Below are 26,760 nucleotides of genomic sequence, written 5' to 3' on the forward strand. Positions count from 1 at the left end.
CGCGCGCCGATATGCTGCCCGGGATCGGGCGCGTAGCTCAGTGGTAGAGCTCTGGTTTTACACACCAGCGGTCGGCGGTTCGATACCGTCCGCGCCCACCACGATTCATGGCTCGAGTTGTGCTGCCACCGCCCCCACTTCGCGCACCACGTCCGTCGTGACGTCGGTGAAGGAGCGCTCTTCGCCCTCGCTAATCCACTGCGCGAATGCGATACCGAACGCCATCACCGCGAGGTGGGCTGCAACGTCGGCAGCCAGAGGTTCGATCCCGCGGGCGCGGAGCTCGTCGGCCAGGGTGCGTCCGAGGTAGGCAAGCTTGAGCGCTTCGCGTTCCTGCAGCGCGGGATTGTCGTCGATGACCGACTGGCGCAGCCGGGAATGTGAGCGGCGATCGTCGTCGAAAAACGCTGCGGACGAGCGCAACGCGCGCATCGCCAGGTCGGTCGCCGACGCGTCGTCGGGTGCGTCGGCGAGCCCTGCGAGGAAGGCGTCGGTGAATGCCTGCTGGCCGCCGAACAGCACTTCGCGTTTGTCGGTGAAGTGGCGGAAGAACGTGCGCTCGGTGAGGCCGACGGCCTCGGCGATGTCGCCTGCGGTGGTCTGCTCGTAACCGCGGGCAGCGAACAGGCCCAGCGCGGCGTCCTGTAGCCGCTCCGCCGTGCCGGGCTCCCACCTCGCCATGCGCCGCAGTCTAGTGATGACAGTGACTGACTTCGAGTGTACGGTCGAAGTCAGTCACTGACATCACGAGGGAGCAGCATGCACGTTTTCGTCACCGGAGCATCCGGATGGATCGGCAGCGCCGTCGTCGACGAGCTACTCGCCACCGGCCACACCGTCAGCGGCCTGGCCCGCTCCGATGCCTCCGCCGCCGCGCTCGACGCCAAAGGGGTGGCCGTCGCGCGCGGCGATCTCGACGACCTCGACCTCATCGGCGCCAGCGCCCGGTCCGCCGACGCCGTCGTCCATCTCGCCAACAAGCACGACTGGGCGAACATGGCCGCCACGAACGCCGCCGAACGGGCCGCGACGCAGACCATCGGCGACGCACTCGCCGGCACCGGTAAGGCCTTCCTGCTCGCATCCGGGCTGATGGGCCTCACCGACGGCTGGCCCGCAACCGAGGACGATCCCTCGCCGTTCCACGGCCCCCAGGCGCCGCGCGGCGGGAGTGAGAACCTGCTGCTCGACTTCGCCGAGCGCGGAGTCCGCTCCGTCGCGCTGCGGTTCTCGCCCACCACGCACGGCACCGGCGACCACGGCTTCATCAACCGGTTGTGTGAGATCGCGCGCGAACGCGGGGTGTCGGGCTATCCGGCTGATGGACGCAATCGGTGGGCGGCAGTGCACGTGTCCGACGCGGCCCGGATGGTTGTGCTCGGTCTCGAGAAAGCGCCGACCGGTACGCGCCTGCATGCCGTGGCCGAAGAGGGCGTGCCGACCACGGTGATCGCCGAGGCGATCGGAGCGGCCTTCGGCCTTCCCGTCGCCGCCATCCCGCCGGACCACATCGCCGAGCACTACGGCTGGATCGGTGGATTCTTCAGCGCCGACATGACGGGGACGAGCGTTGCGACGCAACGTCTTCTGGGCTGGACGCCGACCGGTCCGACATTGGTCGAAGACATCGCCGGCGGCGCCTACGCGCCGACCGCGTAGCGGGATTCAGTCGGGTGTGCCGTCGAGTTGGCGGATGCCCGAGACGCCGTCGATGTCGGCCAGCACGATGGGCGCGCGCAGGATTCCCGAGCCGGCCAGGGTCAGTTGCACGCCGACATGACCGCTCGGTGCACCGAGCGGTTCCCCAGCCGGGTCGGCCGACAGTTCGGTGAGCTGCCAGTTCCTTCGGCTGCAGGCTTCGAGCACCTGCCTCAAGACACCACGGCCGTCCTCGTAGGTGATGTGCAGCGTGATCGCGCCGCCCAGCCGATTGGCCAGCCGCCGCACGACCGGCAGGAACCCCAAGATGATGAGGAAGTGCATCGCCGTGACGGTGCACGCGAGGAGCAGCAGACCGGCACCGGCGGCCATGCCGATCGCCGCGGACTCCCAGACAGCGGCAGCCGTCGTGAGGCCGTGGACCGAACCGCGCCGGAAGATGATGATGCCCGCGCCCAGGAAACCGATACCGGTGACGATCTGCGCCGCGACGCGCGACGGGTCGACGACGACGAGGCCGGGGACGAGGACGTCGCCGAACCCGTACTTGCTCACCAGCAGGATCAGCGCCGCGGCGGTCCCCACGAGCGTCTGTGTGCGCAAACCCGCACTCTTGCCCTGCAATTCACGTTCCAGGCCGATCAGCGCCGTCAGCCCGAACGCCACGAACAGCTCAACGATCTGGCGGGTCCCCTGGCCCGGCCCGCCGAAGAACGGCGGATCGGCGAGCAGCGTCAGCATGGTGACAAGCTAGCGCGCCTCACTGCTGACTGGGTGCACCGGGCGGGCCGGGTCGCGACAACCGGTGCACCAGCTCGCCGCGGGAGTGGACGCCGAGCTTGCGGTAGATGCTGCGCAGGTGCGAGTCGACCGTCTTGGGGCTGACGAAGAGCGCATCGGCGATGGCGCGCTGGGTGATCCCGGTGGCGGCCAGCTCGGCCACGCGGTGCTCGGCGCCGGTGAGGTTGCCGTGGGTCGACAGGGCCGGCCCGGCCGTCAGCTCGGCGCGGGCGCGGGAGGCCCACAGCGGCGACCCCACCGTCTCGAAGATCCGCACGGCCTCGCCGAAGTCGTGCTGCGCCAGTGCCCGTCGTCGGCGCCGGCGATGAATCTGACCGCGGGCGAACAGAGTTCGGGCCCGCTCGAATGGCATCGGCAACCGGTCGTGCTGGACCATCGCGTCCGCCAGCGCGACCTCGGCGCCGTGGAGGTCACCGGCCGCCGCGAGCACCAGCGCCCGGCCGCGCAGCGCGACGACGAGCATCCACGCGCGGTCGAGCCGGCGGCCGTTGCGCTCCATCATGTCGACCAACTCGGTTGCCTCGGCCGTGCGGCCCAGCCCCACCATGGCCTCGATGGCGTCGGGGACGCCGCAGGCGACCACGATCTCGGTGAATTCCGGCGCGTTGTGCAGGTGCTCGACCGAGGGAGCGAGCGTCCGCAGTGCCGCTGCGTAGTCGCCGAGGGCGACTTCCACGAATCCCAGGCTGTCCAGGGCCAATTGGCTCATCCGGATCGCACCCACGCGGCGGCCGATGGCGTAGGCCTTAGTGGCGATCGCCCTACACGTGTCCACATCTCCGGTGTGTGCCGCGTGATACGCACCGACGACCAGGCTGTTGAAGGCGATGTACCCGTCGTCGAGGTGCTGCGCTCCCGCGGCCAACTCGGCACAGATGTCGGCGGTCGCCTCGTGGTTACCTCGCCACGTCTCGAGCAGCGCGAGGTGGAAGTCGATGTAGCACACCTCTCCTTCCTCGCCGAGATCACGGCAGCGCTGCCGGATGCGCTGGAATCGCGCGAATGCCTCGTCGAGGTTCCCCGTCCAGGACTCGGCGACCGCCAGAAGTGCGGAGGGCCGGAATGCCAGCGGGATCGACCGGCCGTCGACACTCTCCGTGGTCGCCACCTCGCGCAGTACGGCGAGGTCGACGCCCAGGCCGCAGACGAAGTCGATCATCATCTGCATGCCCAGGGCCTCGGCGAGCAGCCCGGGGCTCTCGAGCAACTGTGCCTCGTCGGCGGCGGCCCGCGCGCAGTCCTGCGCGTCCCGCATACGGCCTGTGTTGTACAGGCAGTAAGCCAGCAGCACCCGCATCCGGACGGACAGTTCCGGGTTGTCGGCGGCTTCGGGTTCGAAGCGGACCAGTACGTCGCGGGCGTCGCTGAAGCCGTTGCCGTAGATACGGATTCGCGCCAGCACCATAGCGGCGCCCGCGCGCTCCGGACCGGACTTCGCCGTGTCGAGTACCCCCTGCAACACCGATTCGGCGCGGGCGGCATCACCGGCGTCGAAATGCGCTGTGGCCGATCGGATTCGCAAGGCCGGGTCGTCGTCGCCCAGCGACTCCGCCAGATCGAGCAGTTCGGCCGCCGCGGCGGGCGCCCCGCGGCTCAACGCGATGTCGGCGGCGTCGCTGAGGGCGCGGGTGGTGGCGGCGTCGCCAACGATCGAACCCAGCGCGAGATGCCGTGCCCGGGACTCGGATTCGGGCACCGACTCGGCAAGCCGCCGGTGGATCGTTCGACGGTCTGCGGGGGCGGCGCCGGTGTACACCGCGTGCGCGAGCAGTGGGTGGACGAACCGTACGCGGTGGCCGGACAGCGTGACGATGTCCTGCGATTCTGCCTCTTCCAGCAGTGCCGCAGCGTGGGACGTCGGCACGTCGACAGCCTCGGCCACCAACTCGACCGTGGCCCCCGTCGTCGCCGCGACGACGAGGAGCGCCCGACGCACCTCGTCGTCGAGGATTGCGACCCGCGTCCCGACGAGGTCGACCAGTGACGCCGGGACCCGGAGCTCACCGTCGTCGGTCAGGGTCCGGGAGAATTCGAGCGCGTAGAACGGGTTGCCCCCGGACAATTCGTGAATGCGGTTGAGGGTGCGGCGCGGTACCCGCCGGTGCAGTGCGCTGCCGATGAGGACGTCGACGTCGTCGACCGTGAAGTGCGGCAACGACATGTTCGTCGACCATGCGGGAGCAGCGTCGCACAACCACGCCGTCGCCGGAGTGTTTCGGTGTCCGGAACGCACTGTCGCGAGCGCGCCGATGCTCAGGTCGAGACGCCGTAGCACGAAGCCGAGCACGAACCTGGTCGAGGAGTCGAGCCATTGGGCGTCGTCGACGGCCAGCAGCACCGGCGCCTGTCGGGTCAGTGCGGCGAGCAATGCCAGGGTGGCCGACGCCACGGCGCGGGCCGACACCGGCTCGGCGTCGGCGCCGCCGCGCAGCAGGACGTGGTCGAGCGCGGCCCGCTGCGGCGGGGCCAGGATGTCCAGCAATTGTGCGTCGACGCCGTCGAGCAGGTCGCCCAGGCCGGCATACGCCACCCCCGTTTCGGCTGCCGACGGCCGAGTCCGCAGCACGCGGAAGCCGGAACGCTGAGCGCGGTCGATGATCTCGCGCCATGCGGTGGTCTTGCCGATACCCGGTTCGCCTTCGATCACCAGCATGGCCGGTCGGTCAGCGGCGGCCGCCAGGAAGTCCGCGGTGATGCGTTCTACGGCAGGCCGCTCGACCAATCCCCACACGGCTGCAGAATGACAGCCCTGATGGCAAATCGCCAGCCGAACGGCAGAAAAGCCTCATCTCGGACTTGAGTGTCATATTTGATCGTTGGCAAAAGGGAACGACAACAGCCGACACGGCCCGCGCGAGGGTCGGGCCGTGTCGGATGCTGCGTCATCAAGAGCCGAGCGAGACGTCCTGTTCGTCGTGCCCGAACTCGACCGTCTTGCCCGCGTAAGTGCCCGTGCACGAGGTCACTACGTGGTAGGAGGTCAGCAGCAGCGGCGCCGGGACGGTGAAGTCGGCGGTGCCTTTTGCGGCGATAGCGAAATTCCTTGATGCGCCCGGCGTTCCGTTGTCGCTGATGGCGTTGTATGTGCACTGACCGCTGATATCCGCGGAGTTCGCAACATTGACTTTCCAGATGCCGAGGCCCTTGCTGAACGACACACGTACGGCGTTGGTCGGTGCCGGGCACTCCGCTCCTGCCGGGACGGTCTTGCCGTCGGGGCACGCGACGTCGGGCTTGGGTGCCGCGGTGCACTGCTGGCCCGCGGGAACCGTGGGGCTGGTCGAGCCCGGAGGGCACTGGACCGGCGGGGCGGGTGCGGGTGCGGCTGGTGCCGCGGGTGCGGCCGGCGGAGCGCCGATCGCCACCGCAACGGCGTCGTCCTCTTTGTCCTCATCACGGATGAAGCCGACACCGAATTCGGTGTTGGAGCAGTCGCGCAGCGCAGCGTTGACCTCCTTGCCCATCAACGCTCCGATGGCTGCAGCCTGGGGATCACCATACGCCGTGACCAGGGTGACCTTGCCGTTGTACTGGCCCGCGGGCGGGACACCCGGCGCCCTGTTGCCGACTGCCGCCTGCGCTTCACCCTCGAGGGCGATGTTGTATTTCAGCGGCCCGCACGGCGAACCCTGTCGCGCGTTGTTGACCGCGGCCCTGATCGGGTCGAGCGGATCGGCGTGGGCCGCCGGCGTACCGACGAGCACCTGCCCCGTCAGCAGGACGGCAGCGCACGCGAGAAGGGCTGCGAGCCAGCGTTGTCGTGTCACGATGATCTCCCCAGAAACGACGACACGATCAGCTGGACCGCGTCGATTGACTGCCCGCTCTAGACGGCGGACACACAGAAAGGTGACACGTCACGCCGATGGTGGCATCGGGTGAACACCTGAAATCCTCGTCAGCCGGCGAAGTCGGGGCACAGGTTGGTGGTGGCGGCGCTGACGAACAGCGTCCCCTCTCCGGGCGGCAGCATGTAGTCACGTTCCGCCGCGTCCATCGCGTCGAGAACCGTTGTGCCGCTTCGTAACAGATCGCAGGTGTGATACCCGGCGCCGACGGTGTCGGCGACGGTGGCGCCCGGCAGCACGATGTTCAGGGTCGCCAGCTCGTCGAGGAAGACGTCACGCGGCTCGGCCGAGGCCACGGGAGCCGCCGCGGTGGCCAGAGCGATGGCGGCTGCCGCCGCAGCGCAGGAGACGGTGATCGACCACATGGGTGGTCCTTTCGGTGAGCCGGGCAGATCACGCGAACGTTAGCGCCGGCGGTCACCGCCGGATATCGGGTGATGACCTGACTTTCTCGGCGGGAGCATTGTCAGCAGCACCCGGTGGCCTTGCGTTCCGCCAGGTGTGCGTGCTCGGCGTTGTCACCGGCGCGCACGGCACCGAGGAACTCGTCGAGGTCGACGCGACGGCCGCCCAACCAGGTCCCGGCCACCTGCACGGTGTCGATCAGCGTGGTCGGCTCGACCTCCCACGGATCTGCGGTCAACTCGACGAAATCGGCGAGCTTGCCGGGGCTGATCGACCCCACGAGGTGCTCGCGGCCCAATGTGCGGGCCGCATCGATCGTCTGCGCACGCCACGCCTGATCCAGCGAGATCGACTGCTCCGGGCAGTGCACCGTGCCGTTGCGGGTACGTCGGGTCACCGTCGTGGCGATGTTGACGATCGGCGTCGGCGGCGACACCGACCCGTCGTTGTGCAGCGAGACACACGCCCCGGAGTCCACGGCGTCGGCGAACGCCGCCCACCGCGCGCCGTAGCGGGGATCGAACATCGCGCCGTCGAGCAACTCGCCCCAGTAGTAGTACTGGAACGGCGCCATCGACACGTGCACCCCCAGCCGGGCCGCGCGATCGAAATGCTCCCGGGTTCCGGCCCCGCAGTGCTCCAACCGCCAGCGGTGGTCGGTGCCCAGCAGGTTGTGGCGCTGCAGTGCGTCCTCGTAGGCGTCCAACGCCAGATCCAGTGCCAGGTCGCCGTTGGCGTGGAACGCCATCTGCCAGCCCGCCGGTGCCGCCTTGTCGAGGATGGCATCGAGCTGCTCGCGGCTGTAGTTCATCGAGCGCGCCCCGCCTGCCACTGCGGGATCGATGCCTGCGGTGCGGGTGGCCTCGGTGTCGAGGTAGGGGAACGAGATCGCGATGTTGCCCACCCACGGGGACCCGTCGGTCCACAGCTTGACTCCCGACTTGGTCAACCACTCCTCACCGGTCGTGAATGTCGTTGGCTCCCAATACGTGTCGGTGACCGACATCTCCCACATGCTCACCCGCAGCGGGCACGAGGGAGCTGCCGCCAGCGCCTCGTATCCGGCGGCGAACTTCGGGTCGTAGGTCATGTCCGAGGTCGAGGTGTAGCCACCGCGCGCCATCAGCGCGTAGTAGCTGGCCGCCGACGCCAGCGGGTCGCCCATCTGGGTCAGCAGCGGCATCGTCACCGCGGTCACGACGGGCAGCTCGAAACCCTGCCCGTTCAGCGTCCCGTCGGCGTTGCGGCCGAAGTGACTCGCGACCGGATCGGCCGGCGGGGCGGTGTCCCAGCCGCGGGAGCGGATCAGCGCCGAGTTGAAATACACGCCGTGTCCGGAGTTGTCGGTGACCACCGTGACGCGATCGCCGAAGATCTCGTCGAGCTCGTCGGCTTTGGGTGACGGATGTCCGTGTAGCAGTGCGTCGTAGCCGGCGAACCACAGCGGAGTGTCGGGATCGGTGTGGGCCAGCGCGTCGGCGAAGATCTGCTGCACCTCGGCCCACGACGTCGCAACCCACGGCGCGATCGAGCGGGCAGGGGCCTCGGTGGCGATTCCGCTGATCAACGGATGACTGTGCGGCTCAACGAATCCCGGCGCCAAGGCGGCGGCTCCGCTGTCTATCTCCTCGGCGCCGGGCAGCGCGGCGCGGCACTCGTCGAGACTGCCCACTGCGACGATGCGTCCGCCGGACACTGCGACGGCGTGCGCGCGCGGCACGGCCTCGTCCATCGTGATGACTGTTCCTGCGGTCACGATCACGTCGGCCATGGGCACAGTCTGACACCGATGTGACAAGCTGCCGTGGTGTTCGCAGCAGTTTGCCGGAGCCGTGCCGCCGGGATCGCGCTCGGCGTGCTCGCCGACGCGGCGTTCGGGGATCCGCGGCGAGGTCATCCGGTGGCGTTCTTCGGTAGCGGTGCGGCAGCGTTCGAGCGCCGCTGCTATGCGGACAGTCGGGGAGCGGGCGTGGTGTACGCGGGCTCGTTGCTCAGCGCCGTGACGCTGACGGCCGCCGGAGTGAGCCGCCGCACCACTGGTGCCGCCAGAATGGCTTGGGTCGCGGCCGCAACGTTCACCGCGCTGGGCGGAACCTCACTCGCCCGCACCGGTGATCAGATGGCCGACCTGGACGGTCGGGGTGACCTGGCCGCGGCGCGCGAGCTGCTGCCGTCCCTGTGCGGACGCGACCCGTCGGTGCTCGACGCGGCGGGACTCACCCGCGCAGCGCTCGAGTCGATCGCGGAGAACACCTCCGACGCGCAGGTGGGGCCACTGCTGTGGGCTGCCGTCGGCGGCGCTCCCGGTGTGCTGCTGTACCGCGCGGCCAACACGCTGGACGCGATGGTGGGCAACAAGTCTGCTCGCTACCGCCGATTCGGCTGGGCAGCAGCCCGATTCGACGATCTGCTGAACCTCGCGGCGGCCCGGCTGACGGGCCTGCTCGTCGTGATCTGCGCCCCGCTGGTGGGCGGCTCATCGCTGGGCGCGATTCGGGCGTGGCGCAGCGATGCCGCCCGCCATCCCAGCCCCAACGCCGGTGTCGCCGAGGCGTCCTTCGCCGGGGCGCTCGGAATCCAGCTGGGCGGGCCCACCCAGTACGCCCACGAACTGGAGATCCGCCCCAGCCTGGGCACCGGAGGGGCGCCCGATGCTGATGACCTGCGGCGGGCCGTGCGGCTGTCGCGGGCCGTTCAGATCGCGGCTGCGGCGCTCGCCGTCAGCGTCGCCTGCCGTACCGGTCGGCCAGCTTGTCCTCGGGGGTGACCGGCTCGGCCGGCGCGGCTTTTTCGCGACGCCGGGCCTGCACCTCGGCATAGACGAAATAGCCCACCCCGATCGGGGCGATGATGCCGAACGCGATCCACTGGATGCCGTAGGACAGGAACGGTCCGGCCTCCAGGCGCGGTAGCGGGACGACGCCGAGTCCGCCCGGCTGGTCCTCGACCAGCTGCAGGTAGGACCCGGCCAGCGGGACCCCGACGAGCGCGGAGATCTGTCCGGGATTGATCGAATACACCTGTTGCACACCGGCGTCGCGGAACGGCTCCTTGCCGACGGCGACGGGTTCGGGGTCGCGCAGCCGGGCCGTGATCGTGACCGGCTCGGTGGGCGCGGGGCTGATCTCGGGCACCGCGGAGCCGGTCACCGGCTTCACATAGCCGCGATCGACGAGCACCGTCGGCCCGCCGTCGACGGCGAAGGGCACCAGCACCTCGAACGCGGGATCGCTGTCGATCACGCGCAGCCGGGCCACCACCTGGGCGCCGGACAAGTACCGCCCCGTGGCCGTCACGCGCTTCCACTGCTGTTCCGGCGCTGACGAATCCTGCTGCGGCAGAAGTGACGTCAACGGAACCGGATCGGCATTCAGCGACGCCGAGATCTGGGCGTTCTCCCGCGACGTCTTCGTGTTCTTGTGGAGCTGCCACGGCGCGAGCACGGTGAAGCACAGGTAGGCGAAGGCGATCACCACGACGTAGAGCGCCAGCCACTGCGGGCGCAGGAGGAAGGCGAGTCGGCGCATTCCTCAGCCCGCCTGCCGCCGCTCGGCCAGCTGCTCGTCGACCCAGGCGTGCAGGCCGGGCAGAGCGGCGTCGATGACCGCGAGCACGGCCTCGAAGTCGTCCTGGGTGCCGTAGTACGGGTCGTCGACGTCGGGAACGTGCTTGCCTGAACGCGGGTCGAACGATCGCAGCATCCGCAGCCGGTCGGTCGGTACACCGCGTTCGGAGAGCATGCGCAGATGGTTACGGCCCAGCGCCACCACCAGATCGGCGTCGAGGTGGTCCTCGGTCATCTGGGTGGCGCGGTGCGCACTCGGATAGCCGTGCTCACGCAGCGTGACGCCGGCCCGGCGATCGGCCGGCTCACCCTCGTGCCAGTGGCCGGTGCCCGCGCTGGTGACGCGGACGGCGTCGGCCAGGCCGCGCTCACGGAGCTGGTGGGCGAACATCTTCTCGGCCATCGGGCTGCGGCAGATGTTGCCCGAGCAGTTGAAGGTCACGTGCAGCTGATCAGACACCCAGCACCTCGCGCAGCGCCGCGACGTCGGCGACGTGGGCCAGGGCGGGGCTGGCCGGCCCCGTGAAGTCTGCCCGGCCGTAACCCCAGTCGACGACGATCGTGCCGATACCGTGGGCGGCGGCACCCTCGACGTCATGGCTGCGGTCGCCGACCATCACGACGCGCTCCGGCAGCGGCGCCAGCTGGGCCAGCGCGTGCGCCACGACGTCGGCCTTGCGGGCCCGGCTGCCGTCCACGCTGGCCCCGGCGATGACCTCGAAGAAGCCGTCGAGTCCGAAGTGCTCCAGGATGCGCTGCGCCGTGGGTTCGGCCTTCGAGGTGGCCACTGCAAGCCGCACGCCCGCCTGAGTCAGGTCGGTGAGCAGGTCCGGGATGCCGGTGAACGGGCGGTTCATCGACCAGCCGCGGGTCGTGTAGTCGGCACGGTAGGCGGCCATCGCCTCGCCCGCCTGCTCGCCCAGGCCCATCGACTCCAGGGTGTGGCGCATCGGCGGACCGACAATGCGGCTCACCAGGTCGCCCTCGGGCACCGGTGCGCCGATGGCGGCCAGCGCGTGGTGGAAGCTGGCGACGATGCCCTCGGCGGAGTCGGTCAGCGTGCCGTCCAGATCGAAGATCACCAGATCGCCTCGGCGCACCTGGGTCACCCCGGTTGCGCTGTCCACCATGTCCGTCACGCGATCCATTGTCCCTGATGCCGGGACTGGCTGGACCCGCGCACTACTGTCGTGATGTGGCAAGTCCCGAGGTGATGCGATGACGGTGCGTCTCGCCGACGTCATCGAGGTACTCGATGCGGCCTACCCGCCACGGCTGGCGCAGAGCTGGGACTCCGTCGGTCTGGTGTGTGGAGATCCCGCCGAGCCGGTCGAGTCGGTCACGATCGCCGTCGACGCGACGCCCGACGTGGTGACGACGGTGCCGGACCGCGGACTGCTGCTCGCCCACCACCCCCTGCTGTTGCGCGGCGTGGACACGGTGGCGGCCGACACCGCCAAGGGATCGCTGCTGCACGCGATGATCCGCACCGGACGTGCCTTGTTCACCGCGCACACCAACGCCGACAGCGCGGCGCCCGGCGTCTCGGACGCCCTCGCCGAGGCTCTCGGGCTGACCGTCACCGACGTTCTGTCGCCCGAGTCGGCGAGTCCGGCACTCGACAAGTGGGGTGTCTACGCACCGCGGGAGAGTGCCGCAGGCGTGCGGGCCGCGATGTTCGACGCGGGAGCCGGTCAGATCGGTGACTACGCGCAGTGCAGTTGGAGCGTGGCCGGCGTCGGCCAGTTCCTGCCGCTCGCGGGAGCCTCGCCCGCCATCGGTGCCGTCGGCACCGTCGAACAGGTCGACGAGGACCGCGTGGAGATGGTGGCTCCGCGGTCCCGCCGCGCGGCGGTGCTCGCCGCCCTGCGCGCCGCACATCCCTACGAGGAGCCCGCGTTCGACGTCGTCGCCGTCGAGTCGGCACCCGACGGCACCGGGCTAGGCCGCATCGCGGCGCTGACCGAACCAGAACCGTTGCGCGCGTTCGTCACCCGAGTGCGCCGCGGGCTGCCCGCCACGACGTGGGGGGTTCGCGCCTCCGGTGATCCGGACGCGATGGTGTCGCGGGTGGCGCTGTGCGGCGGGGCGGGAGACTCCCTGCTCGGCGAGGTCGCCCGCTCGGATGTGCAGGCGTACGTGACCGCGGACCTGCGCCACCACCCCGCAGACGAGCATCGGCGCTCATCCGGTGTCGCGCTCGTCGACGTCGCGCACTGGGCCAGTGAGTATCCGTGGTGCGGCCAGGCTGCCGCACTCCTGCGCCGGCACTTCGCCGACGTGCCCGTCACGGTGTCCCCGGTGCGCACCGACCCATGGAATGTCGAGGAATGTTCGCATGAAAGCTGAAGTGGCGCAGCAACGTCTGGTGTTCGAGCTCGCCGAGCTCGACGCCGAGATCGGTCGGCTCGACCACCGGCTGAAGAACCTGCCGGAGCAGTCGAAGCTGGAGGAGGCCCAGGCCGCGCACCACGAGGCGAACGACCGGCTGGCCGTCGTCCAGCTCGCGCTCGCCGACATCGATGCGCAGATCGCCAAGTTCGAGAGCGAGATCGACGGTGTGCGTCAGCGGGAGGACCGCGACCGGCGCCTGCTCGAGGGCGGCACGGTGGATGCCAAGCAGCTCACCGAGATCCAGCACGAACTCGACACGCTGGAGCGCCGGCAGGCCAGTCTCGAGGATTCGCTGCTGGAAGTGATGGAGCGGCGCGAAGAACTGGCCGGTGACCAGGATCGGGAGCTGGCCGGTATCGACGACCTGCAGAGCGCGATGACCGATGCTCAACGCAACTGCGATTCGGCGCGCACGCATCTCGCGCAGCTCGCTCACCAAGCACGTTCGAGGCGTGAGGAACTCGTCGCCACGATCGACGAGTCTCTGGTGTCGATGTACGAGCGTCAACGCGCGCGTGGCGGGACGGGTGCGGCGACGCTGCAGGGACGGCGGTGCGGCGCGTGCCGACTCGAGATCGACAGGGGAGAACTGGCACGCATCGCTGCCGCGCCGGACGACGAGGTGCTGCGGTGCCCTGAGTGTTCGGCAATCCTGCTGCGGGTCAAGGGCGCCGGCGCGTGAAGGTGCTGATCGAGGCCGACGGGGGATCACGCGGTAACCCCGGTCCGGCCGGGTTCGGCGCTGTCGTGTGGTCGGCTGATCGCGCCGAGGTCCTCGCAGAAGCCAAGGAGGCGATCGGTCGGGCCACGAACAACGTCGCCGAATACCGCGGCCTGATCGCGGGTTTGGAGGCCGCCGCACAGGTGGGCGCGACCGACGTCGAGGTCCGGATGGACTCGAAGCTCGTCGTGGAACAGATGGCTGGGCGTTGGCGGGTCAAGCATCCCGATCTCGCTGTACTGCACCAGCAGGCCCAGGAACGTGCGGCCGCCTTCGAGAGTGTCAGCTACTCCTGGATTCCCCGCGAGCAGAACAGTGCAGCTGACGCGCTGGCCAACCAGGCCATGGACGCCGCCGCGGAATCCGAAGCGGTGAAGGTGAACCCGGCCGGCTGGACGGGGGCCAAAGGCGCACCGACACGGCTGATGCTGCTGCGGCACGGGCAGACGCCGCTGTCGGTGGAGCGCCGCTACTCCGGCCGCGGCAACCCGGACCTGACGGAACTCGGTGTGCGGCAAGCAAAGGCCGCGGCTGCCTATCTGTCCGAGGTGGGCGGCATCGACGCGGTGGTGTCATCCCCGCTGCAGCGGGCGCACGACACAGCCGCAGCGGCCGCAGGTGCGCTCGGACTGGATGTCGAGGTCGACGACGATCTGATCGAAACCGACTTCGGTGGATGGGAAGGGCTGACGTTCCGGGAGGCCTCCGAGCGGGATCCCGAGCTGCATCGACGCTGGCTGGCCGACACCGCCGTCGCGCCGCCCGGTGGGGAGAGCTTCGATGCGGTGGCGCACAGGATCACCCGCGTGCAGCAGCGTCTGCTCGCCGAACGTGCCGGCCAGACCGTGCTCGTCGTCTCGCACGTGACACCCATCAAGACACTGTTGCGGGTGGCGCTGGATGCCGGCCCGGCGATCCTGTACCGGCTCCACCTGGATCTGGCATCACTGTCGATCGCCGAGTTCTATCCCGACGGTGCGGCGTCGGTACGGCTGGTGAACCAGACCGCCTATTTGTGATCGGTGTGCAGGTGCGCGCGCTCACCGTGGAGGCCGAAGAGCGCGATCGCCTCGACGGGTCCGTCGACGGCGCCGAACCAGTGCGGGGTCCACGTCGAGAACTCCACGGCCTCACCGGGTTTGATGGTGAAGTCGCGATCGCCCAGCAGGAGTCGCATGCGGCCGGACAGCACGTACATCCAGTCGTGGCCCTCGTGCACCGGGAGCTGTTCGGGCGGGGTGCGCCGGCGTGCGCTGACGCGAATCTTGTAGGCGTGTAGTCCGCCCGCCGGACCCTGACTGGTCAAGGGCCAGAACGTGATCTGGTTCCGGGTGTGAGCGCCGCCGCGTACCCGCGGGTCGTCGACATCGGGTTCGCGCAGCAGTTCGTCGGTGCTGACCGACAGGGCTCGGGCCAGCCGCGGCAGGTGATCCAGCGCGAGCCTGCGCTTGCCGGACTCCAGTCGGCTCAACGTGGACACGTCGATGCTGGACCTGGTGGCCACATCGTCGAGGGTCATGCCCCGCTGGGTGCGCAGATCGCGCAGTCTGCGCCGCACCCGCGCGTCCACCCCGTCGTCGTCGTTTGCCTGCATGGCAATGAAGCTTGGCAGATCGTGTCGACCTCGAGCAAGGTGGTGGCATGACGACGCGATGGGACTGTGTGGTGATCGGCGGCGGGGCAGCCGGCCTGAGTGCGGCGCTGGTGTTGGGCCGGGCCCGGATGCGCACGCTGGTGGTGGACGCCGGCGCGCAGAGCAACCGGGCCGCGCACGGCATCGGCGGGCTCCTCGGTTTCGACGGAGTGCCACCGGCGCAGCTGTATGCGACGGGTCGCGAGGAACTGTCGCGATACCCGTCGGTGGAGGTACGCGACGGTGAGGTCACATCGGCGACCGCGCACGAAGGTGGCTTCACGATCGGCCTGGCCGGCGGCGGTGTCGAAGAGGTGCGGCGCGTGCTGCTTGCCTCGGGTATGCGATATCAGATGCCGCATGTCGCCGGGCTCGACGAGTTCTGGGGTGGGCCGGTGTTCCACTGCCCGTTCTGTCATGGCTGGGAGGTGCGGGATCAGCCGCTCGCGGTGCTCGCGCAGGGGGAGCGCGCGGTCCACATGGCGGTGCTGTTGACGCGCTGGAGCGACGACGTGGTGGTGCTCTCGAACGGTCCTGCGGACGTGAACGACGCCGGGCGTGCGCAGCTGGCCGCACACGGCATCGCGATCGACGAGCGCCTGCTGACGCGGGTGACGGGTGCCGAGGGGCAGTTAGATGCCGTGGTCTTTACCGACGGCGGATCGCTGAACCGACGCGGATTGCTGGTCGCGACCACACTGCATCAGCGCAACGGGCTGGCCCGAGCGCTCGGGGTGGCGTTCGCGCCGCCGGGCCCTATCTCCGAGGAATCCGTTGCGGTCGACGCGATGTGGCAGACCTCGGTGCCCGGGGTGTTTGCCGCGGGGGATGTGAGCGCGCAGATGCCGCAGGTGGCTGCCGCGGTGGCCTCGGGTTCGGCTGCCGCGGCCTCGATTGTTCGCAGTGCTGTGGAGGAGGACGTATGAGCACGGATGGCGATCTGGACGCAAAGTCGGTGTGGGAAGCCAGATACGCAGAGCGAGAACGTATCTGGAGTGGACGGGTCAACACCTGGCTCGCGGAGGTGGCGGGTGCCCTCTCGCCCGGCCGGGCGCTCGATCTCGGCTGCGGCGAAGGCGCTGACGTGCTGTGGCTGGCCGAGAAGGGTTGGCACGTTCTCGGGGTGGACATCTCGGAGACGGCCTTGGGCCGTGCCGTGGAGGAAGCCGCGCGACGGGGCATCGCCGAGCGGGTGACGTTCCGGCAGATGGACCTGTCCGACGACTTCCCGGAGGGGACGTTCGATCTGGTGTCGGCGCAGTTCCTGCAGTCGATGGTGCGGCTGGATCGGGAGCGCATCTTCGGCGCCGCCGCGCGCGCCGTCGCGCCCGGCGGGGTGCTGATCGTCGTCGACCACGGCGCGGCTCCACCTTGGGCGAACCTGCATCACGACCACGAGTTCCCGACTGTCGACGGGGTGCTGGCACAGATTCCGGGGGAATGGGAACAGTTGCGTGCGGGGCCCGTTGAGCGAGACGCCGTGGGGCCGGACGGGCAGCAGGCGGTGCTGATCGACAACCTGATCGTGCTCAGGCGTCGAGTCGACGGCTGAGCTCGCGTACGCCCGGCCCGCTGAGTTGCGGCAGCGCATCGGGGCGGCCCGCCATCGCCATGAGCACGGCTTCGCCCGGACCTCGCACTTCGGGGCCGTGCCCCGCCGTCCAGTCGACATCGGTGGCGATCATCTGTAGGCCACGGGTCCGGATCGCGCCACGGATGAGCGGCGCGATTCGCGCGAAGTCGAGAGCCGCCAGCAGTGGGCCGGAGGCGATGGTGCGTGGAATCCTCAGCGGTCGGCGGACATCCTGCTGGTGGATCATGCACTCTGTCAAGGCAATACGACCGCCGAATCCTGAACTGACACCTCGGGGCTCGGCGTTGGCGCGGACGGCGTCGATGATGTCCTCGCGTGACCATTTCGACAGGCGGGTGACGTCCGCGGTGTTGAGCCGATCGACGCGACCGAGGTGCAGCGCCATCTTCGCGAAGAAGCCCGCTCGGCTGCGGTCGAGGTAGGCCACCAGGTGAGCGCCGACGTCGCGGACCCGCCAGTCGCCGCACAGGCTGGGTGCGCTCCACTGCTCGTCGTCGAGGCAGTCCAGCAGGTCGGCGAACTCCTGCCGCTCCGCGGTCGCCCACTCCGTCTTTGAATACACCGCCCTCAACTGTGACAGGTCAAGTTGTCGGTGGCGCGGTGTAGCGTCGGTTTCATGTTCGCACAGGTGTTCGATATCGATGGGTCGGCCTCGGAGGCCGAGCTGCGCGAGGTCGTCACCCGCTGCGAACAATTGAAAGCGGAAGCTGCCGCGGCGCAGGCACGAGCGACCGCCCTGTGGGCGCAGAAACGACGGGCTTCTGAGGCTGAGACGGGAGTGCCAGCGCGGAAGCGGGGTCGGGGGTTGGCCTCGGAAGTGGCGTTGGCGCGCCTGAATTCCCCGGCCCGCGGCGGCCAGCATCTCGGATTCGCGCGGGCGTTGGTCGAGGAAATGCCCCACACTCTGGCCGCACTGGAAGCCGGAGTGCTGACCGAGTGGCGGGCCACCCTGATCGTCAAACACTCCGCCTGCCTCACCATCGAGGACCGCCAGGCCTTGGATGTCGAACTGTGCGCCGACCAGGATGCGTTGGTCGGGTTGGGGAATACGCGGATCGAGGCGGCCGCGGCCGCGATTGCCGCCCGCCTCGACGCGGCCGCGGTCGTGGAACGCAAGGAGCGGGCGGCGGCCTCCGCGCGGGTGTCGACCCGGCCCGCCCCCAACGGCATGGTGTACGTGACCGCGGTGATGCCGCTGTCCCAAGGCATCGGGGTCTACGCCGCGTTGCGACGCGAGGCGGATCTGTGTGGGGATGGGCGTCCCCGCGGACAAGTCATGACCGACACCCTCTACCAGCGGGTCACCGCCCGCCCGGCCGAGGCGCCGGTGCCGATCTCGGTCAACCTCGTCATGGCCGACACCACCCTCTTCGGCGACGACGATTCGCCCGGCTGGATCGAGGGCTACGGACCCGTCCCCGCGGCGGTGGTGCGCGACCTGGTCTCCAACACCATCACCGACGAGACCGCCAATTCAACGCTGCGGCGGCTCTACCGCCACCCCGCCAGCGGACAACTGGTCGCGATGGAATCACGGGCCCGGATCTTCCCGAAAGGGTTGGCCATGTTCATCGGGCTGCGCGACCAGACCTGTCGCACCCCCTACTGCGATGCCCCCATCCGCCACCGCGACCACGCCACCCCCGCCCGCCACGGCGGCCACACCTCAGCGCTCAACGGCCTCGGTGCCTGCGCCGCCTGCAACTACGCCAAAGAAGCCCCCGGCTGGCAGGTGACCACCACCCAGACTGACGGCCGGCACAGCGCCGACTACCGAACCCCCACCGGCGCCACCTACCACTCCACCGCACCACCACTACCCGGACCACCAACGAGACGCCGCTACAGCGTCATCGAAGGAGGACTCAGCATCGACATCGTCGAACTGAGCACTCACCTGAAACGCTCCGCCTGACCGAGCGACGGGCGTTCGTTACCGGAATCGCTGCTGCAGGCGCTACGTTGTCAGGGCGGATGAGCTGGCTGGGCGGCCGCGGGCCATCACACGCCGAACAGGGGTACGGCTGAGGTGGTTCGAGGAAAGTCCGGACTTCACAGAGCAGGGTGATTGCTAACGGCAATCCGAGGTGACTCGCGGGAAAGTGCCACAGAAAGCAGACCGCCACCCATGCGGTGGTAAGGGTGAAACGGTGCGGTAAGAGCGCACCAGCGCTCCGGGTGACCGGAGCGGCTCGGCAAACCCCACCCGAAGCAAGGCCAAGAATGTCGCGTGGGGGCGCGGCAGCGCAGACGCCCGAGGGCTGCTCGCCCGAGTCTGCGGGTAGGCCGCTCGAGGCACCCGGCGACGGTGTGCCCAGATGGATGGTCGCCGCTTCGCCGCCAGAGATGGCGGCGGAGAACAGAATCCGGCTTACAGGCCGGCTCATCCGCCCTTCGGGTCAGGCCTTCTTGACGGCCTTCGCCAACTCCGCGAGCGCGTCGGACACCTGCTCTTCGCAGCGCAGCGCCAGGTCGTACTCCCGCTGATAGAGCAACCCGTAGGTGAACGTGTCCTCGCCCGCGGCGTGCGCCTGCTCGGCCTGCCTGCTCAGGTGGGCCCTGCTCACCACGCTGTCCTGGTGGTCGCCCAACAGCGACTGGATGGCTTTCGCCCGATCAGCCACCTTCGATTTCCCGGTCGCCGCAGCGGTGTAGCGGAGCTGCTTGGCGCGCTTGCGGATCTTGTGCAGCGCCTCGTCGGCGTGCTCGCCACCCTCCTCGTCGCGGGCCTTCTTCTCGGCCTTGCGCACCCGCTTGTACGCCGAGGCGATCGTCACCTCGGCGCGCTCCTCACCTGGAGCGAGCGGCGGCTCGGCCGTCGTCAGCTCCTCCAGCGCGTCCAAGAGCCGGAAGTACCGTGGTGTGCGCATCGCCGCCAGCGACCGCTTCCACCCGGTCTGGTACCGCTTCTTGGCGCCCTCCACCAGCCGCTCGCGCACCTGCCCCCGCACGAGGTCTTCTCCCAGCTCGTCCAGTGCCTGTTCATACCGCTCGGCCAGCACCTCAGCGTCCCGTGCCACCCCGAGCACTCCGGCGAGTTCGCGCAGATCCGCGAGCACCCACGAGTCGTCGTCGATGCCGAAAGCGCCCTCCGACGACTGCAGCAGACTGCGGATCTTGCGCGTCGTCACCCGCATCTGGTGCACCGAGTCGTACACGTCCGCCCGTACGGCGCGGTCCCACTCGATGAGCTCGGAGACCTGCTCGGCCACCGCGCGATGCACCGGATCGTCCGGCACCTCCGGAGTTTCCTCGGCAGGAGTCGCCAGCACCCGGGCCAACTTCGAGCCGTGCCCGGCCGGGTGAGCCCCCGCATCGAGCAGACGACGAGTCAGCGGCTTGAACAGTCCGCGGTCGGCGCCCTCGGCGAGTTCGAGTTCCCACTCCCGCCAGCGCTGCTCCTCGCCACCCACCGCACCCGCAGTCACGTGGTCGTCGCAGAACTCTGCCACCGGCGATCCGTCCGCGCCGTAGAGCATCGTGACCTCACGCGCGGTGCTGATCCGCGCCACCGGAGCCAGCCCGTGATCCCGGACGATCGCGAGGACGACATCGCGCAGGCTGTCGGGCACCTGCGGATGCGCCGGCGTACCGTCCTCGAGGGGGACCCGCACCTCGGTGCGACTGTCCTGTCCCGCAGGCAGTTTCAGGTGCCATCCGGCATCAGGACCACCCGTGCGGCGCCGCAGCGTGATGCGGTGCCGGGCCAGGTCGTGATCAGATGTGTCGTAGTACACAGCGTCGAGCGACTGTGATGGCGACCGCTCGGCGCGCGACACCGCTGCGAGCCCGTCGAACGACGGGCTGACCGTCTCGTCGTCGACGTCGAACTTGCGCTCGGTCTCGGTGTACCTGGACATATCGGACGGTCGGGCGGGCATGAACACCTTCGTTTCAGCGGGAGGGGGCCACAAGATTGCCACACCGAGATGAACCGCAAACCCGGCTGCCGTTATCGAATCGGAATCGACCCGACACCAGACTCGCGGGACAGGTGTACGCAGAAGCCTGAGGAACTCTTACAATTCTCTTATGAGTCCAGACATGAGGCTCGAGGACTATCTCGATGCCGAAGGCAACATCGAGATTCCTGCCGGAGTCACGCTGACGTCGTTCATGGATCGCCACGCCGAACGGTTCGGCGACGCGCCCGCCTACCGCTACCTCGATTACGAGCGCGACTGCACGGTCGAGCTGAACTGGTCGCAGCTGCGCACCCGACTACGCGCTGTCGGCGCGCGGCTCCAGCAGGTCATCGACACCGGTGACCGCATCGCCATCCTGGCGCCGCAAGGCGTGGAGTACGTGGTCGGTTTCTTCGCCGCCATCCAGGCCGGTGGCATCGCGGTTCCGCTGTTCGCCCCCGAACTGCCCGGCCACTCCGAACGCCTCGACGCTGTCCTGGGCGACGCGCAGCCGACCGTCGTGCTGACCACCACGGCGGCCGCCGCCGCGGTGCGCGACTTCCTGCGAACGATCCCGCGGGAACGACGGCCGCGGATGATCGCCGTCGACGCTGTGCCCGACGCCGTCGGCGAGCACTTCACGCCCGCCCGTATCGCGACCGACGACATCGCCTACCTGCAGTACACCTCCGGGTCCACCCGGACCCCGGCCGGCGTCGAGATCACCCATCGCGGCGCCGCGACCAACGTGGTGCAGATGATCGAATCCGTGGGTCTGGACTGGAACACCCGCAGCGTGAGCTGGCTACCGCTGTTCCACGACATGGGTCTGCTGATGATCATGTTCCCGGCGTTGGTGGGCGCCCACATCACGCTGATGTCGCCCGTCGCGTTCGTCCGGCGGCCGTACCGCTGGATTCGCGAGCTCGGCGCGTCGGACAAGCCGACCTTCGCGGCGGCGCCCAACTTCGCGTTCGAGCTCGCCGCCCAGCGCGGCCGCCCGCCCGCCGGCGACGAGCTCGATCTGAGCAACGTGGCCGGTCTGATCAACGGCTCCGAGCCGGTCAGCATGTCATCGGTCGACGCGTTCGTCGCTGCGTTCGCGCCCTACGGACTCGATCCGGCGGCCATCAAACCGTCCTACGGGATGGCCGAAGCCACCCTGTTCGTCTCCACCACCGAATTCGGTACCGCGCCGAACGCGGTACACCTCGACCGGGACGCGCTGGGCGGGGGAGAAGCGATCCAAGTCAGCGCCGAGGACTCCGAGGCCGTGGTGAGCGTCTCGTGCGGGCAGATCGCGCGCAGCCAATGGGCGGTCATCGTCGACCCGCAGACCGACTCCGAGTTGCCCGACGGGCGAGTGGGTGAGATCTGGTTGCACGGCGACAACATCGGCCGCGGCTACTGGAACCGCACCGACGAGACCGAACTGACCTTCCACAACAAGCTGCAGTCGCGTCTGGCCGAGCACAGCCATGCCGAAGGAGCGGCCGAGAGTGCGCTGTGGTTGCGCACCGGCGACCTCGGCGTCTACATCGACGGCCAGCTCCACATCACCGGGCGCGTCAAGGATCTCGTCATCGTCGACGGGCGCAATCACTACCCGCAGGACATCGAGGCCACGGTCTCCGAGGCCTCCAAGGCGGTGCGGACCGGCTTCGTCGCCGCCTTCTCCGTGCCGGGTGTCGGCCGCGAAGAGGTGGTGATCGTCGCAGAACGCGCCCCCGCGGCGGGCCGTGCCGACGCCGCCCCCGTCGTCGAGGCCATCCGCGCTGCCGTCTCGCGGCGCCACGCCATCCCACTCGCCGACGTCAAACTCGTTGCGGCGGGGGTGATTCCGCGAACCACGAGCGGGAAGTTGGCACGCCGGGCCTGCCGGGCGCGCTATCTCGAGGGCGCTCTGTAGACCGACGCGCGATACCGTCGCCGGTGTGAGCGACTTCCACACCATCGACGTGCAACGCAGCGCCGGCCTGGTACGCCTGACGCTGAACCGGCCCGACGCCGCCAACGGGATCGACGCCGAGCTGGCGCGCGAACTCGCGGATGCGGCCGCCGCGTGCGACGACCCCGCTGTCAAGGTCGTCACCATCACCGGTGCCGGCCGGTTCTTCAGCGCGGGCGGCGATCTGAAGGACTTCGCGTCCGCGCCCCATCGGGGTCGTCACCTCAAGGGTGTCGCCGACGACCTGCACCGCGCGATCTCGACATTCGCACGGATGGACGCGGTGGTCATCACCGCCGTCAACGGCCCCCGCGGCCGGTGCGGGATTCTCGCTGGCGGTGCTCGGGGATCTCATCCTCGCCGCGGAATCGGCCTCGTTCACGATGGCCTACACCCGCGTCGGGCTGACCCCGGACGGCAGCGCCAGCTACGTGCTGCCGCGTCTGGTCGGGATGGCGCGGGCCAAGGAGCTGATGTTGACCAATCGGACGCTGCGGGCGCAGGAGGCGCTGCAGTGGGGTCTGGTCACCGAGGTCGTTGCCGACGACGCGCTCGCCGCGCGTGTCGACGACGTCGCCGCCGCGATGCTCACCACCTCCGGCGGCGCCAACGGCGGCGTGAAGGCGCTGCTGCACGACAGCTTCGGCAACGGCCTGGAAGAGCAGATGGAACTCGAAGGCCGCCTTATCGCCCGGCGCGCCGAAACCGCCGACGGCCGTGAGGGTGTCGATGCGTTCCTGGCCAAGCGCAGGCCCGACTTCGCCTGAGGCCTAGAAGGAGTGTTCCTCGGCGGGGAATGCTCCGGTGGCCACCTCGGCCGCGTACTGCGTTGCGGCGCGGCGCAATTCATCACCCACGGCACCGAACCGCTTGACGAACTTCGCGGTGCGTCCGCTGGTCATGCCCGCCATGTCCTGCCAGACCAGCACCTGGCCGTCGCAGTTGGGGCCGGCGCCGATGCCGACGGTCGGGATGGTCAGCTTGCCGGTGATCTGGGTGGCCAGCTCGGCCGGCACCATCTCCATCACCACGGCGAAACGCGCCGGCTTCCTGCACGGCGATCGCGTCGTGGATCGTCTGCTCGGCACCGTCGCCGCGGCCCTGCACCTTGAAGCCGCCCAGGCCGTTGACGCTCTGCGGGGTGAACCCGATGTGCGCCATCACCGGGATACCTGCCGCGGTGAGAGTCGCGATCTGCTCGGCGACCCGCTCGCCGCCCTCCAGCTTCACCGCGTGCGCACCGGTTTCCTTCAGGAACCGGGTAGCGGTGGCCAGAGCTTGCGCGGGGCCGGCCTCGTAGCTGCCGAACGGCAGGTCGGCCACGACCAGCGCGTGCGGTGCGCCGCGAACGACGCCGCGCACCAGCGGGATCAGCTCGTCGATCGTCACCGGGACGGTGGTGTCGTAGCCGTAGACGACATTGGCCGCCGAATCGCCGACCAGGAGCACGGGGATCTCGGCCTGGTCGAACACCGCGGCGGTCGAATAGTCGTACGCCGTCAGCATCGCCCACTTGTGGCCTTCGGACTTCCACGTGGCGAGGTGGTGGGTGCGGATTTTCGGCCGCGGAGTGGCGGTTTGCGTGGCAGCGCCGTACACACTCTGTTCAGACATCGATGTCTCCAGATGGGTGGTCGTTTCGGATCCTCGAGGGCCGCTTCGGGTCCCCGGGTTCCGCTGACCCGTCAAGTCTGCCATCACGTCACCAGAAGTTGAAACAACGCGTTAAGTGGATTTGCTCACATCCACCCTCGGCGCGCTTACGATCTTCGGATGCAACGGCTCAGCGGGCTCGACGCCAGTTTCCTGTACCTCGAGGACCGCGGCGCAGCCGTTGCACGTGTGCTCGATCCTCGAGCTTGACGCGTCCACGATGCCGGGTGGCTACTCGTTCACCAAGCTGCGGGACCTGCTGGCCGAACGCATCCGCGCGATGCCTGAGTTCCGGGAAAAGCTGGCCGACAACCGATTCAATCTCGACCACCCGGTCTGGGTGGAGGATCAGGACTTCGACGTCGACCGGCACCTGCACCGAATGGGCCTGCCGTCACCCCGGCGGGCCGCACGAGCTGGCCGACATCTGCGGGCACATCGCATCCCTGCCGCTGGACCGCACCCGTCCGCTGTGGGAGATGTGGGTGATCGAGAACCTCGGGAGCGACCCCGCAGATGACGGCGCACGTGACCGCATCGCGGTGATGACCAAGGTGCACCACGCCGCCGTCGACGGCGTCACCGGCGCCAACCTGATGTCGAAACTGTGCACGACCGAACCCGACGCGCCCGCCCCCGAGCCCGTCGCCGGGCCCGGTGGCGGAAGCGATCTCGAGATCGCCGTCAGCGGCGCGGTGCGCTTCGTGAGCCGGCCACTGGGGACTGGTCAAACGCGGTGCCAAACACACTGACCACGGTGATCGACACGGTTCGGCGCGTCCGCAGCGGGATGACGATGGCGCCCCCGTTCGTCGCCCCGAAAAACCGCGTTCAACGCCAACGTGACCGGACACCGCAACGTGGCGTTCGCCCCACCTGGACCTCGACGACATCAAGACCGTCAAGAACCACTTCGGCGTCAAGGTCAACGACGTGGTGATGGCCCTGGTGTCCGGTGTGCTGCGGACGTTCCTGATCGATCGTGGAGAACTGCCGGAGAAACTCGCTGATCGCGATGGTGCCGGTGGTCGGTGCACGAGAAATCCGACCGGCCCCGGCCGCAACCAGGTGTCGGGGATGTTCTCGCGGCTGGAGACGAGCATCGAAGATCCGGTCGAGCGGCTCAAAGCCATCGCCGAGGCGAATACTGTTGCCAAAACAACACAGTTCGGCGATCGCGGCCACCCTGCTGCAGGACTGGGACGCAGTTCGCCGCGCCCGCGGTGTTCGGCGCGGCGATGAGGGGTCTACGCCAGCAGCAGGATCAGCGGCGCCCGGCCGGTGCACAACCTGGTGGTGTCCAACGTGCCCCGGACCCCAGGGGCCGGCTCTACATGCTGGGCTGTGGCGTGGAGGCGATGTACCCGCTCGGGCCGATCTTCCACGGCTCCGGACTGAACATCACCGTGATGTCGCTGTCCGGGCAAACCTCGACGTCGGCATCGTGTCCTGCCCCGAGCTGCTGCCGGATCTGTGGGACCTGGCCGACGACTTCGACGTCGCGCTGGCCGAACTGCTGGACGCGACGAAGTAGTCCGCCCCCACCGCGCCTTGCCAGCGCAGATGCCCGGTCATGGCAGCATGTGTTGCCATGAAGCTCATGACCGGGATCGTGCGATCCGGCCTCGTCCTCGGGGCGGTCATGCTGCTCGTCGCCGGGTGCAGCAAGGTCGTCGACGGCCGTGCCATGCTCGCGGTCCCGCGCCCCGGCTCGCCGATCCAGTGGAACGCCTGCCAGCCCGTCGGGCCCTCGGACCGCTCGCGCATACCCGCCGGTGCCGAATGCGGCCTGCTGTCGGTCCCGGTGAACTGGGACAACCCCGAGAGCGCCGACGGTGAGGTCGCGCAGCTCGCCGTGGTGCGGTTCAAGGCCACCGGCCAGAAGATCGGCTCGCTGATCGTCAACCCCGGCGGCCCCGGCGAATCGGGGGTCAACGCCGCCGCCAACATGCTCGCGACCCTGCCCGAGTCGCTGCGCGAACGGTTCGACCTGGTGGGCTTCGACCCGCGCGGCGTCGCGAACTCCTCACCGGCGGTGTGGTGCAACAGCGATGCCGACAACGACCGGCTGCGCGCCGACAACGTGGTGGCCTACACCCCTGAAGGGGTGGCGCACATGGAGAAGCTCACCAAGGAGTTCGTGCAGCGCTGCGTCGACAAGATGGGGCAAGGACTTCCTCGCCAACGTCGGCACCGTCAGTGTGGTCAAAGATCTCGACGCGCTGCGCCAAGCCCTCGGCGACGAGAAGCTGACCTACCTGGGCTACTCCTACGGCACCCGCATCGGCGCCGGCTACGCCGAGGCCTACCCGGACAAGGTGCGCGCGATGGTCCTCGACGGCGCCGTCGACCCCAACGCCGACCCACTCGAGGCCGACGTCCGCCAGGCCGCCGCGTTCCAGAAGGCGTTCGACGATTACGCCGCCGACTGCGCCAAGGACGAGAACTGCCCGCTGGGCACCGATCCCGCCAAGGCCGTCGAGGTCTACCAATCCCTGGTGTGGCCGCTGGTCGACAAGCCCGCCGCCACGACCGACCCCCGCGGCCTGAGCTATTCCGACGCCGTGGTCGGCACGATCCTGCCGCTGTACTCGCCGAACCTGTGGCGCCACCTGACGCAAGCGCTCACCGAAA

21 protein-coding genes, 1 tRNA gene, 1 other RNA gene and 4 pseudogenes are annotated in these 26,760 nt (G+C 69.2%); 14 read left to right on the plus strand and 13 right to left on the minus strand.

The features are described 5' to 3' along the window. Positions 1–26 precede the first annotated feature (26 nt). Positions 27–101 (plus strand) — tRNA-Val (locus PGN37_RS21720). Positions 102–105: 4 nt separating this feature from the next. Here the strand turns inward: PGN37_RS21720 and PGN37_RS21725 are convergent. Further along, a complete protein-coding gene (locus tag PGN37_RS21725) occupies positions 106–681 on the minus strand; it encodes a TetR/AcrR family transcriptional regulator (RefSeq protein ID WP_335333066.1) in 576 nt (191 codons plus the stop codon). Positions 682–759: 78 nt separating this feature from the next. Between PGN37_RS21725 and PGN37_RS21730 the strand changes: the two genes are divergently transcribed. Further along, the gene (locus tag PGN37_RS21730) at positions 760–1,659 is read left to right on the plus strand and encodes an SDR family oxidoreductase (RefSeq protein WP_335333067.1); all 900 of its coding nucleotides are present in this window, start codon (positions 760–762) and stop codon (positions 1,657–1,659) included. Between the two features lie 6 nt (positions 1,660–1,665). Here the strand turns inward: PGN37_RS21730 and PGN37_RS21735 are convergent, their stop codons facing one another. From PGN37_RS21735 to PGN37_RS21755, 5 genes are all read right to left on the minus strand, one after another. Further along, on the minus strand, positions 1,666–2,400 hold the full coding sequence (locus PGN37_RS21735; RefSeq protein ID WP_335333068.1) for an MgtC/SapB family protein: 735 nt from the start codon (positions 2,398–2,400) through the stop codon (positions 1,666–1,668). 19 nt (positions 2,401–2,419) lie between these two features. Then, entirely contained in the window at positions 2,420–5,191 is a 2,772-nt protein-coding gene (locus PGN37_RS21740) for an AAA family ATPase (RefSeq protein ID WP_335333069.1), read from the minus strand. A 154-nt stretch (positions 5,192–5,345) separates the two neighbouring features. Beyond that, complete coding sequence (locus PGN37_RS21745) at positions 5,346–6,227, minus strand: hypothetical protein (protein WP_335333070.1); 882 nt, start codon at positions 6,225–6,227, stop codon at positions 5,346–5,348. Positions 6,228–6,358: 131 nt separating this feature from the next. Beyond that, on the minus strand, positions 6,359–6,673 hold the full coding sequence (locus PGN37_RS21750) for a DUF732 domain-containing protein (RefSeq protein WP_335333071.1): 315 nt from the start codon (positions 6,671–6,673) through the stop codon (positions 6,359–6,361). A 101-nt stretch (positions 6,674–6,774) separates the two neighbouring features. Next, positions 6,775–8,484 carry an amidohydrolase gene (locus PGN37_RS21755; RefSeq protein WP_335333072.1) on the minus strand — a complete coding sequence of 570 codons (1,710 nt, stop codon included), beginning with the start codon at positions 8,482–8,484 and terminating at the stop codon, positions 6,775–6,777. A 36-nt stretch (positions 8,485–8,520) separates the two neighbouring features. Between PGN37_RS21755 and PGN37_RS21760 the strand changes: the two genes are divergently transcribed. After that, on the plus strand, positions 8,521–9,480 hold the full coding sequence (locus tag PGN37_RS21760) for a cobalamin biosynthesis protein (RefSeq protein ID WP_335333073.1): 960 nt from the start codon (positions 8,521–8,523) through the stop codon (positions 9,478–9,480). Here the strand turns inward: PGN37_RS21760 and PGN37_RS21765 are convergent. The 3 genes from PGN37_RS21765 to PGN37_RS21775 are packed head-to-tail and all read right to left on the minus strand — an operon-like array spanning position 9,434 to position 11,408. Next, positions 9,434–10,240: an SURF1 family cytochrome oxidase biogenesis protein gene (locus PGN37_RS21765; RefSeq protein WP_335333074.1), complete on the minus strand. Its 807-nt coding sequence runs from the start codon at positions 10,238–10,240 to the stop codon at positions 9,434–9,436. The two genes, PGN37_RS21760 and PGN37_RS21765, sit on opposite strands and share 47 nt — an antisense overlap. Positions 10,241–10,243: 3 nt before the next feature. Next, positions 10,244–10,738, minus strand: coding sequence for a low molecular weight protein-tyrosine-phosphatase (locus tag PGN37_RS21770; RefSeq protein ID WP_335333075.1), 495 nt, complete (start codon positions 10,736–10,738; stop codon positions 10,244–10,246). Next, the gene (locus PGN37_RS21775) at positions 10,731–11,408 is read right to left on the minus strand and encodes an HAD-IA family hydrolase (RefSeq protein ID WP_335333090.1); all 678 of its coding nucleotides are present in this window, start codon (positions 11,406–11,408) and stop codon (positions 10,731–10,733) included. The genes PGN37_RS21770 and PGN37_RS21775 overlap by 8 nt, the downstream gene beginning before the upstream one ends. A gap of 88 nt (positions 11,409–11,496) precedes the next feature. On the opposite strand from PGN37_RS21775, the gene PGN37_RS21780 reads away from it, so the two are divergent. The 3 genes from PGN37_RS21780 to PGN37_RS21790 are packed head-to-tail and all read left to right on the plus strand — an operon-like array spanning position 11,497 to position 14,412. After that, the gene (locus PGN37_RS21780; RefSeq protein WP_335333076.1) at positions 11,497–12,627 is read left to right on the plus strand and encodes a Nif3-like dinuclear metal center hexameric protein; all 1,131 of its coding nucleotides are present in this window, start codon (positions 11,497–11,499) and stop codon (positions 12,625–12,627) included. After that, complete coding sequence (locus tag PGN37_RS21785) at positions 12,617–13,354, plus strand: zinc ribbon domain-containing protein (RefSeq protein ID WP_335333077.1); 738 nt, start codon at positions 12,617–12,619, stop codon at positions 13,352–13,354. Before PGN37_RS21780 ends, PGN37_RS21785 begins: the two co-directional genes overlap by 11 nt. Continuing rightward, the gene (locus PGN37_RS21790) at positions 13,351–14,412 is read left to right on the plus strand and encodes a bifunctional RNase H/acid phosphatase (protein ID WP_335333078.1); all 1,062 of its coding nucleotides are present in this window, start codon (positions 13,351–13,353) and stop codon (positions 14,410–14,412) included. Before PGN37_RS21785 ends, PGN37_RS21790 begins: the two co-directional genes overlap by 4 nt. Here the strand turns inward: PGN37_RS21790 and PGN37_RS21795 are convergent. After that, a complete protein-coding gene (locus PGN37_RS21795; RefSeq protein WP_335333079.1) occupies positions 14,403–14,987 on the minus strand; it encodes a helix-turn-helix domain-containing protein in 585 nt (194 codons plus the stop codon). The two genes, PGN37_RS21790 and PGN37_RS21795, sit on opposite strands and share 10 nt — an antisense overlap. A gap of 47 nt (positions 14,988–15,034) precedes the next feature. Here PGN37_RS21795 and PGN37_RS21800 point away from each other — a divergent pair, with 47 nt between their 5' ends. Beyond that, positions 15,035–15,952: an NAD(P)/FAD-dependent oxidoreductase gene (locus PGN37_RS21800; protein ID WP_335333080.1), complete on the plus strand. Its 918-nt coding sequence runs from the start codon at positions 15,035–15,037 to the stop codon at positions 15,950–15,952. Next, complete coding sequence (locus tag PGN37_RS21805) at positions 15,949–16,578, plus strand: class I SAM-dependent methyltransferase (RefSeq protein ID WP_335333081.1); 630 nt, start codon at positions 15,949–15,951, stop codon at positions 16,576–16,578. The genes PGN37_RS21800 and PGN37_RS21805 overlap by 4 nt, the downstream gene beginning before the upstream one ends. On the opposite strand, the gene PGN37_RS21810 is transcribed toward PGN37_RS21805, so the two are convergent. Beyond that, entirely contained in the window at positions 16,556–17,182 is a 627-nt protein-coding gene (locus tag PGN37_RS21810) for a maleylpyruvate isomerase family mycothiol-dependent enzyme (RefSeq protein ID WP_335333082.1), read from the minus strand. The genes PGN37_RS21805 and PGN37_RS21810 overlap by 23 nt on opposite strands. A gap of 54 nt (positions 17,183–17,236) precedes the next feature. On the opposite strand from PGN37_RS21810, the gene PGN37_RS21815 reads away from it, so the two are divergent. After that, the gene (locus PGN37_RS21815) at positions 17,237–18,535 is read left to right on the plus strand and encodes an HNH endonuclease (RefSeq protein WP_335333083.1); all 1,299 of its coding nucleotides are present in this window, start codon (positions 17,237–17,239) and stop codon (positions 18,533–18,535) included. Between the two features lie 60 nt (positions 18,536–18,595). Then, positions 18,596–19,010, plus strand: an RNA gene (gene rnpB, locus PGN37_RS21820) — RNase P RNA component class A. Between the two features lie 9 nt (positions 19,011–19,019). Here the strand turns inward: rnpB and PGN37_RS21825 are convergent. Continuing rightward, the gene (locus PGN37_RS21825; RefSeq protein WP_335333084.1) at positions 19,020–20,501 is read right to left on the minus strand and encodes a CYTH and CHAD domain-containing protein; all 1,482 of its coding nucleotides are present in this window, start codon (positions 20,499–20,501) and stop codon (positions 19,020–19,022) included. A 151-nt stretch (positions 20,502–20,652) separates the two neighbouring features. On the opposite strand from PGN37_RS21825, the gene PGN37_RS21830 reads away from it, so the two are divergent. Together PGN37_RS21830 and PGN37_RS21835 are read left to right on the plus strand one after the other, a co-directional pair. After that, the gene (locus PGN37_RS21830) at positions 20,653–22,434 is read left to right on the plus strand and encodes a fatty acyl-AMP ligase (protein ID WP_335333085.1); all 1,782 of its coding nucleotides are present in this window, start codon (positions 20,653–20,655) and stop codon (positions 22,432–22,434) included. 25 nt (positions 22,435–22,459) lie between these two features. Continuing rightward, positions 22,460–23,240, plus strand: a pseudogene (locus tag PGN37_RS21835) (enoyl-CoA hydratase/isomerase family protein). 3 nt (positions 23,241–23,243) lie between these two features. Here the strand turns inward: PGN37_RS21835 and panB are convergent. After that, a pseudogene (panB, locus tag PGN37_RS21840) lies at positions 23,244–24,087 on the minus strand (3-methyl-2-oxobutanoate hydroxymethyltransferase). A 159-nt stretch (positions 24,088–24,246) separates the two neighbouring features. Here panB and PGN37_RS21845 point away from each other — a divergent pair. Further along, positions 24,247–25,660: pseudogene (locus PGN37_RS21845) on the plus strand (WS/DGAT/MGAT family O-acyltransferase). Between the two features lie 57 nt (positions 25,661–25,717). Beyond that, a pseudogene (locus tag PGN37_RS21850) lies at positions 25,718–26,760 on the plus strand (alpha/beta hydrolase); the annotation flags it as partial.

This window comes from Mycobacterium kyogaense, from assembly GCF_036946525.1.
Taxonomy (GTDB): domain Bacteria; phylum Actinomycetota; class Actinomycetes; order Mycobacteriales; family Mycobacteriaceae; genus Mycobacterium; species Mycobacterium kyogaense_A.

What these genes read in the sequence shown, in the direction of transcription:
- PGN37_RS21725 (WP_335333066.1), bottom strand. Translation starts at nt 681, where the DNA reads ATGGCGAGGTGGGAGCCCGGCACGGCGGAGCGGCTACAGGACGCCGCG.
- PGN37_RS21730 (WP_335333067.1), top strand. Translation starts at nt 760, where the DNA reads ATGCACGTTTTCGTCACCGGAGCATCCGGATGGATCGGCAGCGCCGTC.
- PGN37_RS21735 (WP_335333068.1), bottom strand. Translation starts at nt 2,400, where the DNA reads ATGCTGACGCTGCTCGCCGATCCGCCGTTCTTCGGCGGGCCGGGCCAG.
- PGN37_RS21750 (WP_335333071.1), bottom strand. Translation starts at nt 6,673, where the DNA reads ATGTGGTCGATCACCGTCTCCTGCGCTGCGGCGGCAGCCGCCATCGCT.
- PGN37_RS21755 (WP_335333072.1), bottom strand. Translation starts at nt 8,484, where the DNA reads ATGGCCGACGTGATCGTGACCGCAGGAACAGTCATCACGATGGACGAG.
- PGN37_RS21765 (WP_335333074.1), bottom strand. Translation starts at nt 10,240, where the DNA reads ATGCGCCGACTCGCCTTCCTCCTGCGCCCGCAGTGGCTGGCGCTCTAC.
- PGN37_RS21775 (WP_335333090.1), bottom strand. Translation starts at nt 11,408, where the DNA reads ATGGTGGACAGCGCAACCGGGGTGACCCAGGTGCGCCGAGGCGATCTG.
- PGN37_RS21780 (WP_335333076.1), top strand. Translation starts at nt 11,497, where the DNA reads ATGACGGTGCGTCTCGCCGACGTCATCGAGGTACTCGATGCGGCCTAC.
- PGN37_RS21785 (WP_335333077.1), top strand. Translation starts at nt 12,617, where the DNA reads ATGAAAGCTGAAGTGGCGCAGCAACGTCTGGTGTTCGAGCTCGCCGAG.
- PGN37_RS21795 (WP_335333079.1), bottom strand. Translation starts at nt 14,987, where the DNA reads ATGCAGGCAAACGACGACGACGGGGTGGACGCGCGGGTGCGGCGCAGA.
- PGN37_RS21800 (WP_335333080.1), top strand. Translation starts at nt 15,035, where the DNA reads ATGACGACGCGATGGGACTGTGTGGTGATCGGCGGCGGGGCAGCCGGC.
- PGN37_RS21805 (WP_335333081.1), top strand. Translation starts at nt 15,949, where the DNA reads ATGAGCACGGATGGCGATCTGGACGCAAAGTCGGTGTGGGAAGCCAGA.
- PGN37_RS21815 (WP_335333083.1), top strand. Translation starts at nt 17,237, where the DNA reads ATGTTCGCACAGGTGTTCGATATCGATGGGTCGGCCTCGGAGGCCGAG.
- PGN37_RS21825 (WP_335333084.1), bottom strand. Translation starts at nt 20,501, where the DNA reads ATGCCCGCCCGACCGTCCGATATGTCCAGGTACACCGAGACCGAGCGC.
- PGN37_RS21830 (WP_335333085.1), top strand. Translation starts at nt 20,653, where the DNA reads ATGAGTCCAGACATGAGGCTCGAGGACTATCTCGATGCCGAAGGCAAC.